2 tRNA genes are annotated in these 615 nt (G+C 46.0%); both read left to right on the top strand.

Annotated features, from left to right (window positions below):
• Window positions 1–77 (top strand) — tRNA-Ile (locus tag KQY15_RS18965).
• Between the two features lie 8 nt (window positions 78–85).
• Window positions 86–161: transfer RNA gene (locus KQY15_RS18960), tRNA-Ala, on the top strand.
• Window positions 162–615: the final 454 nt, after the last annotated feature.

The raw sequence follows: 615 nt of genomic DNA, 5'->3' as shown, positions 1-615 counted from the left end.
GGGTCTGTAGCTCAGGTGGTTAGAGCGCACCCCTGATAAGGGTGAGGTCGGTAGTTCGAGTCTACTCAGACCCACCAATATAAATGGGGTTATAGCTCAGCTGGGAGAGCGCCTGCCTTGCACGCAGGAGGTCAGCGGTTCGATCCCGCTTAACTCCACCATCACCTTTTATGCGTTGTTGCAGCGAACCTCACATACCTAAGTATGCTTCGGTTCACCGCGCCTAGCCTAAAAGTCGCTGGTTACACTAATAATGATTGCTCTAGAAATTCAAATATAAACGCTTGATAGCATTAAGCTTTTATATTTGAGTTTAATCTCAAACTGCTCTTTAACAATTTGGCAAGCTGATGTAAAAAGTAATAAAACAAGGTAAAGCAACCTTTGCGAAGGATGTTTTAGCCAGGGCAAGGCATACGACGAGCGAGTGAAGGAGTTGACTTAAGGTCAATGACTGAGCGAGTAAGGAAGTATAACGCAGCCATGGGTAAAACAGACCAGCAAGAATTGTGAACCTTACTCACAACTGTGCACTTCCAAGACATTTTGGGGTTGTATGGTTAAGTGACTAAGCGTACACGGTGGATGCCTTGGCAGTCAGAGGCGATGAAGGAC

This window comes from Arsukibacterium indicum, from assembly GCF_019100565.1.
Lineage (GTDB): Bacteria > Pseudomonadota > Gammaproteobacteria > Enterobacterales > Alteromonadaceae > Alishewanella > Alishewanella indicum.
This window is presented reverse-complemented; position numbering and strand designations above follow the sequence as displayed.